Consider the following 6380-nt stretch of genomic DNA (forward strand, 5'->3'; position numbering starts at 1 on the left):
CTGCTAGGGCTCTGTTTGTGTAGCCCCATGCTTTAGCATGTGGGCTAAAAAACTTAAGGGTGTCGCTATTGCATTCAAAGGCTGCCTACGCAGCCTTTAATAATTTTAGCCCCTCTCTGCTAGGGCTTCGTTTGTGTAGCCACACCCTTAAGGGTGTGGGCTAAAAAACCCGGTTTCTCTAACCGCTCAACTTAGCCATCAATTCTTCTGTATGTTCCAGATAAGAATTGGCTTGAGCAATTTGTTCGTTGACTTGTGGAATCAGGGAATTGAGAGCTTGTTTCAACTTCTCTTTCGCTTCTATTGATAATTTTTGGTCGGCTTGTGCTTGTCTCAAACTATTGCGATAGTTGGTAAGATACCGATCGAGATCGTTAAAGAAAACATCGATTCGCTGCTGGAAGTCTTCATCCAAATATTGGTTAATATCTTGTTTGAGATTATTGATGTTTTGTTCGATTGACTTGTTCACCTCATACACAATTCCGTGCAAGGATACGGTGTAGAAATTCTCCCGGCGATTCGGGCGTCTGATTTGTTCTTTGACTTCAAACGGCACTAGCCATAAAAAATGGGAAAACGATCTTTTTGTTCTGACTACTTCGTCGTATCCTTGGTCTACCGCTCTGGTATGCCTTAAAACGCGGGGTTTGGTAAAGTCTATTTCTTCAAATTCTAATCGGGGTGTGGGTAAAGATAACGTCAGGTTGAAATTTTCGTTCAATCTTTCCCGCGCTCGTTCTACAATGGGCTTGGTTTGCTCATCCAAGAATTCTATCATGCCTTGACGGGCTGTATCGATTTTTTGGCGGGTATTTTCTCGGATTCCTTCTAGTAAAACATCGGCTCTTTTTTTGGCGTAAGCGACGGCTAAATCGGCGAATTCTTCGGCTTCACTCAGGGTATCGAATTCGAGGGTAGCTTGGCGTTTCAAATCTAAGGGCGATTTGAATTTATTAGAAACCCAATTTAAAAATTGGTTGGCTTTGATGCTGCCTTTTTTGAGCAAATCCGCGCGCTGATCTTCTGAATCGGTGAAATAAGTTTCAACGCTGACTTTGGCTTCTTTTTTCACTTCTTCCAGAATCTTGTTGAGTTCGTGATAAAGATTGGTTTTGATTTGCTCGATTTCCTGCAAGCGATCGCGACATTCTTCGATACTATGCAAATCTCCTTCCAATGCTTCAACTTCTAGCAGGAGTTTTTCCCCATCTTGATTAATCGCGCGACTGCGGAGTTGAACGTCTTCCCGAAGTTCTACCAAACGACTGCGGGAAAGTCTGAGGGAAGATAGCAAAGATCTGGGTGCAGCTTCTGCCATTAAAGATGCGATCGCTTTCGACAAAAAGGGTGCAAAACCCGATTTCTTCCACAGCTTTTCGGCTTTGCGCTTTAATTCTTCTTCTGTCATTTCCTCAAGTTCTTCTTCCCAATCGAGGGGGAATAAATCTTGAGCCAGCGAGCGCGCACTTTGCATTTGCTGTAATTTTACATCCTTTTGCTGCTGCGATTCGACTAAAAAGCTCGTTGCTGAAAATGCCCACCTGGCGGATATTTCAAACACGCGATCGCTTGTTCCCGCATCCCCAATGCCAAATTCCGCCGCCACAAATTGCCGCACTTGTTCCGGCGTCATGTCCCCATGTTTGCGCTGGTCAACTTTATTCACCAGCACGTATAAATTTTCTTGTCCCCGTAACTCGATTACCCTTTTGACATCTTCTTTAACTTCGGCTTCGGCTTTGGTATTTAAACTGGTAAAATTCAGGACAATTAATACTGCTGAAGCCGCCCGCAATTGTTCGGCAACGACGTTACCCAAGGCGAGATTTTCCCCGGCTTCGTTTGGCCCCGGTGTATCGACTATTACCAACTTTCCCAATAAATTGGTTGACGCCGAGGTTTGTGCTTTCCAAAAGGGAGTGTAGATGCGAGGAACATCGGTAAGCGATCGCAACGGATCTGCCATCGGTTCGAGAACGCTACACAGGCGAATAATATCGTTTAAAGCAGTCAAAGTATTGTTGATGCGCTTGCACCCCGCCACCTCTTCAGAAATAGACACTTTCGCCAGGGCTTGAATTTTCGCGGGTAATTTCGCTAAATGGGGATATTGGGCGGCAATTTTTTCTTCCACGGACTCCAGCCCAAAATCGCGCATTTTTTCCTGCAACGACAGCAACGTCTGGCGAAACAATTCCCGAATTTGATCGCTCAATATTAATAGCGGCTCAGTCCGCTGCGCCTCGAAAATAATTTCCGTGGGAATTGTGGTCATAGCAGCATTGCGCGAAGGTAGGATATCTTGACCGATGATGCCGTTGATAATTGTCGATTTCCCCGCCTTCATTGGCGCGACAATTGCCATCCGCAGTTCTAAATCTTCGACATTAATGGCTGCTTGGGTGACTTCCTGGTGAAATTCCGCGTATTTGCTGCCAGTTTCATCAAAACTCAGCGCGGTATTAGCGCGATCCATCAAACTGCTGGCTTGCCTTAGCAAATCGCCAACTTGTTGTTGCAACTCTGGCATATTTAGCTTTTGGGCTTCACCGTCCATTTAACTCCTCACTTCCAGCAGGATCGTTAACAAAATGATATCTTCGAGATTGTGCCGCAACTTCAATGGTTGCACAAGCCGTGCCAAAATCTAGCACGGGAACTAGGAATGCGATCGCTTTGTCTATGTTGGAAACAGTCGCTTTCATCGATAAACTCAACAAAAAAGACACTGGGAGATCGGATAGATTTTCAGGCTTGACCTATGCAAAACCCTGCTTTTAATTTTCGTCACCTTTCAGGGGCAATACCAGTCCCGCTCAAGTTAACTGCATCTGCCTTGCTGTTAGCCCTAATCGGCATCCAAATGGCAGGCGCTGCACAAAAGCCAGCCAATCCACCCTCTGTTGCACAAGCGCAACGAGTGGCACAAGCGGACGTTGCTAAGCAATTGGTAGGACTGTGGCAAGCACCTACAAGACCTGGTGCGCCGCCGCTGAGGTTGGTTTTTGGCGGAGATGGCAAAATGTTCATCATCCTCCCAGCCTCCTCTGGACAGGCTCAGGCGTTAGATCTGAGATACCGAATTAATGCGGCATCTCGACCGATGCAGTTGGATATCATAGCCGAAGGTAACCGCTCCGCTCCAACAATTTTTGAATTAACCCCCGATCGGAAGCTGCGCTTGCAACTGCAAGGAATCAACGCCGGACGCCCGAGACCTATCGCTTTTGGTGCCAACGCGACCGTATTAGAGAAAGTTTCCGATGCCGCCAACTTGCCTGCAAATACTCGCGTCGTCCAACCTGGAAGCAATACCCCGCTTCCCGGTGGGCGGTAGTTAAGGGGATGAGGAAGATGGGGAAGATGGGGAAGAATTACCTCTTGTCTCCATCATTTCCCTTGTTTACCTCATCCGAGTGCAACTGGCTGTAAACTCTTTGGGTTACTAGAACAGTGGAGAAAGCTAGCAAGTGTATAAACTAGCTTCTAATCAATGACTAATCAAGACAACCAAGAGGAAAACATACACAGCGCCACTGACCCGGATAAGTGCTGGGAGATGGGGCGTAAGTAGAACTGGAGAGTCAAGCGGATTGAGCTAACACGCGATCCCATCCTCAAAGTCGATTGCGTGTTCTATGGGAAACAAACTTCTTTTGAAGATAAACGTTTTGAGGACGCTAATGATGAACGAAACGTGGATAGTTTTTAAAGCTGAATCGCTTTCAGCACATGGTTGGGAGGAACGAAAGTTGCTACCATCTGGTGGTCTAACTGACATTCTGGCAACAGAGTGGGATTTTTCGGGAAAATTGCCCCAAGTGGGCGATCGCCTGCGGGAATATGCCAACCTACAAGACCCTGGTAACGGGGTCACCCACGGACGAGATGGAGATTGGGTAGTCAATCAGATTGACCAGTTCTCATCCTTCGATACCAACCAGCGGATCGTGGTATGTTACTGCTCCTATCAACCCGTTGAGGCTAACTGGGTCGAACTCCATCGTGGGAAACCGATTGACCAGATTCTGCAACCTGCTCAGATTTGATACTCCCCGACCTAAAGTAAAGGTACGGGCATTCTTGTCAAAAACAAGGGAGCCTTCATCAGGAATCAGATCAAAAAATTCCCGATCTACACGCTGAATCTCGGATTGATTGGTTAAAATCCAGTTACCTGAGTCAACAACTTCCATGACCGACACCGTCCTTGCCGTCCAAAACCTGCGAGTCCAATTTCCTACCGCTGAAAAACCGATTAAAGCCGTTGACGGTATCTCGTTTGAAGTCAAGCGGGGGCAAACTCTGGGAATTGTCGGCGAGTCGGGGTCTGGGAAATCCGTCACCAGTCTCGCGGTGATGGGTTTAATCCCCCCACCCAGCCAAGTTAGCGGCGAAATTTGGTTTCAGGCATTTGTGGATCAAGGAGAAGAAGTTCGCCCCACAGCACCTCCGATCAATTTGCTGCGGTTGCCAAGGTCTAACATGCAACAATATCGGGGCGGTAAGATTGCGATGATCTTCCAGGAACCGATGAGTTCCCTCAACCCGGTTTATACAATTGGGTTTCAGTTGGTGGAAGCAATTCGCCAGCATCAGAACGTTTCGCAAACAGAGGCGCGGCGAATTGCGATCGCTCTGCTCCAAGAAGTCAAACTGCTTCCTTCTGACGAGGCATTACGCCAAAATTATCTGGAATTTAGACAACAATTACCTAAAAGCCAATCAGAACCCACAGAAGGGGAAATATCCCAGCACATCATCCAGAAAAAACTGGCAATCCTCGACCGCTATCCCCACCAACTTTCCGGCGGTCAAATTCAGCGCGTCATGATTGCCATGGCAATTTCCTGCAACCCGACGCTGTTAATTGCCGACGAACCTACCACCGCTTTAGACGTAACCGTGCAAGCGACAATCCTCGAACTGTTGCGGGAGTTGTGCAGTAAACGGGGGATGTCGATGATATTTATTACCCACGATCTAGGTGTAATTGCGGAAATAGCCGACTCGGTGGCGGTAATGTATCAAGGAAAAATCGTCGAGTCTGGTTTAGTTTGGCAGATTTTTTCTAACCCTCGCCATCCCTATACCAAGGGATTGTTAGCTTGTCGTCCCCGACTCAATCAGCAGTTGAAATATTTACCCACGGTGGCTGATTTTATGGAAGTCGTGACAAGTGAAAACGGCGAAATAGAAATCCGGGAAAAAAGCGCGACGGCGGGGGACTCTAGGAACAGAGGAGCAGAGGAGCAGAGGAGCAGGGGAGATATCTCTGCGTCGGGGAATATGTTCCCAGGGGAAGAGGCACTTTTATCGGTGCGCGAGTTAAAGGTAGGTTTTCCAGAACAAGGCATGTTTGGCGAAACGAAACGTTATTTTATGGCAGTAAATAAGGTTTCGTTTGATGTTTTTCCGGGAGAAACATTGGGGTTGGTGGGAGAATCGGGTTGCGGAAAAAGTACCCTCGCTCGCACTTTAATTCGATTAATCGAACCGATGAGCGGTCAGATTGTCTTTGAAGGGCAAGATATTACTAATTTAACGGGAAGAAGACTCCAGCAATTGCGGCGGGATGTGCAAATTGTGTTTCAAAATCCGTTTAGTTCCCTCGATCCGCGGATGAAAATTGGGGAAGCGGTGATGGAACCTTTGTTAATTCACGCTGCTAATAAAAGCCGCCGCCAACATCGCGAGCGCGTCGCATATTTGTTAGAACGGGTAGGTTTAAATCCTAACTGGATGCACCGCTATCCCCACGAATTTTCTGGCGGACAGCGCCAGCGTGCCTGCATCGCGCGTGCTTTGGCGCTCAATCCTAAGTTTATTATTTGCGATGAGTCGGTTTCGGCGCTGGATGTTTCGGTGCAGGCGCAAGTCTTGAATTTGTTAAAAGAATTGCAAGCAGAATTTGGACTGACTTATATCTTTATTTCCCACGACTTAAACGTGGTGAAATTTATGAGCGATCGCATCATGGTAATGAACCGGGGTCAAATCGAAGAAATTGGCCCCGCCGAAATGATTTACCGCGAACCAAGCAAAGACTATACGCGCCAGTTAATAGCTTCGATTCCTACCGGAACTTTAGAGCGAATTCGGGAACGTCAATTTAGGTAATTAAATATCAGGGTAATCGGTAATTGTCAAGTATTGACACGGCATTTTCCAACCTTTGGTATAAACCAAAATTTATTCTACGCCGTGCCCCCTGGGCATTTATGCAAGTTGTATTGACACGGCATTTTAAAACCTTTGGTATAAACCAAAATTTATTCTACGCCGTGCCCCCTGGGCATTTATACAAGTTGTATTGACACGGCATTTTCCAACCTTTGGTATAAACCAAAATTTATTCTACGCCGTGCCCCCTGGGC

Annotated in this window: 5 protein-coding genes; 3 read left to right on the plus strand and 2 right to left on the minus strand. The window is 46.9% G+C overall.

Annotation, left to right across the window (positions count from 1 at the left end; genetic code table 11):
* Positions 1-178: 178 nt before the first annotated feature.
* Together MiSe_RS47030 and MiSe_RS47035 are read right to left on the minus strand one after the other, a co-directional pair.
* Positions 179-2560, minus strand: coding sequence for a dynamin family protein (locus tag MiSe_RS47030; RefSeq protein ID WP_226593962.1), 2382 nt, complete (start codon positions 2558-2560; stop codon positions 179-181).
* Positions 2550-2708, minus strand: coding sequence for a hypothetical protein (locus tag MiSe_RS47035; protein WP_226593964.1), 159 nt, complete (start codon positions 2706-2708; stop codon positions 2550-2552). The genes MiSe_RS47030 and MiSe_RS47035 overlap by 11 nt, the downstream gene beginning before the upstream one ends.
* Before the next feature lie 56 nt (positions 2709-2764).
* On the opposite strand from MiSe_RS47035, the gene MiSe_RS47040 reads away from it, so the two are divergent.
* From MiSe_RS47040 to MiSe_RS52440, 3 genes are all read left to right on the plus strand, one after another.
* Complete coding sequence (locus MiSe_RS47040) at positions 2765-3340, plus strand: hypothetical protein (protein WP_226593966.1); 576 nt, start codon at positions 2765-2767, stop codon at positions 3338-3340.
* 346 nt (positions 3341-3686) lie between these two features.
* Entirely contained in the window at positions 3687-4052 is a 366-nt protein-coding gene (locus tag MiSe_RS47045; RefSeq protein WP_226593967.1) for a hypothetical protein, read from the plus strand.
* 145 nt (positions 4053-4197) lie between these two features.
* Positions 4198-6123 carry an ABC transporter ATP-binding protein gene (locus MiSe_RS52440; protein WP_307731677.1) on the plus strand — a complete coding sequence of 642 codons (1926 nt, stop codon included), beginning with the start codon at positions 4198-4200 and terminating at the stop codon, positions 6121-6123.
* Positions 6124-6380 lie beyond the last annotated feature (257 nt).

This window comes from Microseira wollei NIES-4236 (assembly GCF_020521235.1).
GTDB classification, from domain to species: domain Bacteria; phylum Cyanobacteriota; class Cyanobacteriia; order Cyanobacteriales; family Aerosakkonemataceae; genus Microseira; species Microseira wollei.

Bases quoted from the DNA above. Each gene is read 5' to 3' on its own strand.
- MiSe_RS47030 (WP_226593962.1), bottom strand. From the start codon at position 2,560: ATGGACGGTGAAGCCCAAAAGCTAAATATGCCAGAGTTGCAACAACAA.
- MiSe_RS47035 (WP_226593964.1), bottom strand. From the start codon at position 2,708: ATGAAAGCGACTGTTTCCAACATAGACAAAGCGATCGCATTCCTAGTT.
- MiSe_RS47040 (WP_226593966.1), top strand. From the start codon at position 2,765: ATGCAAAACCCTGCTTTTAATTTTCGTCACCTTTCAGGGGCAATACCA.
- MiSe_RS47045 (WP_226593967.1), top strand. From the start codon at position 3,687: ATGATGAACGAAACGTGGATAGTTTTTAAAGCTGAATCGCTTTCAGCA.
- MiSe_RS52440 (WP_307731677.1), top strand. From the start codon at position 4,198: ATGACCGACACCGTCCTTGCCGTCCAAAACCTGCGAGTCCAATTTCCT.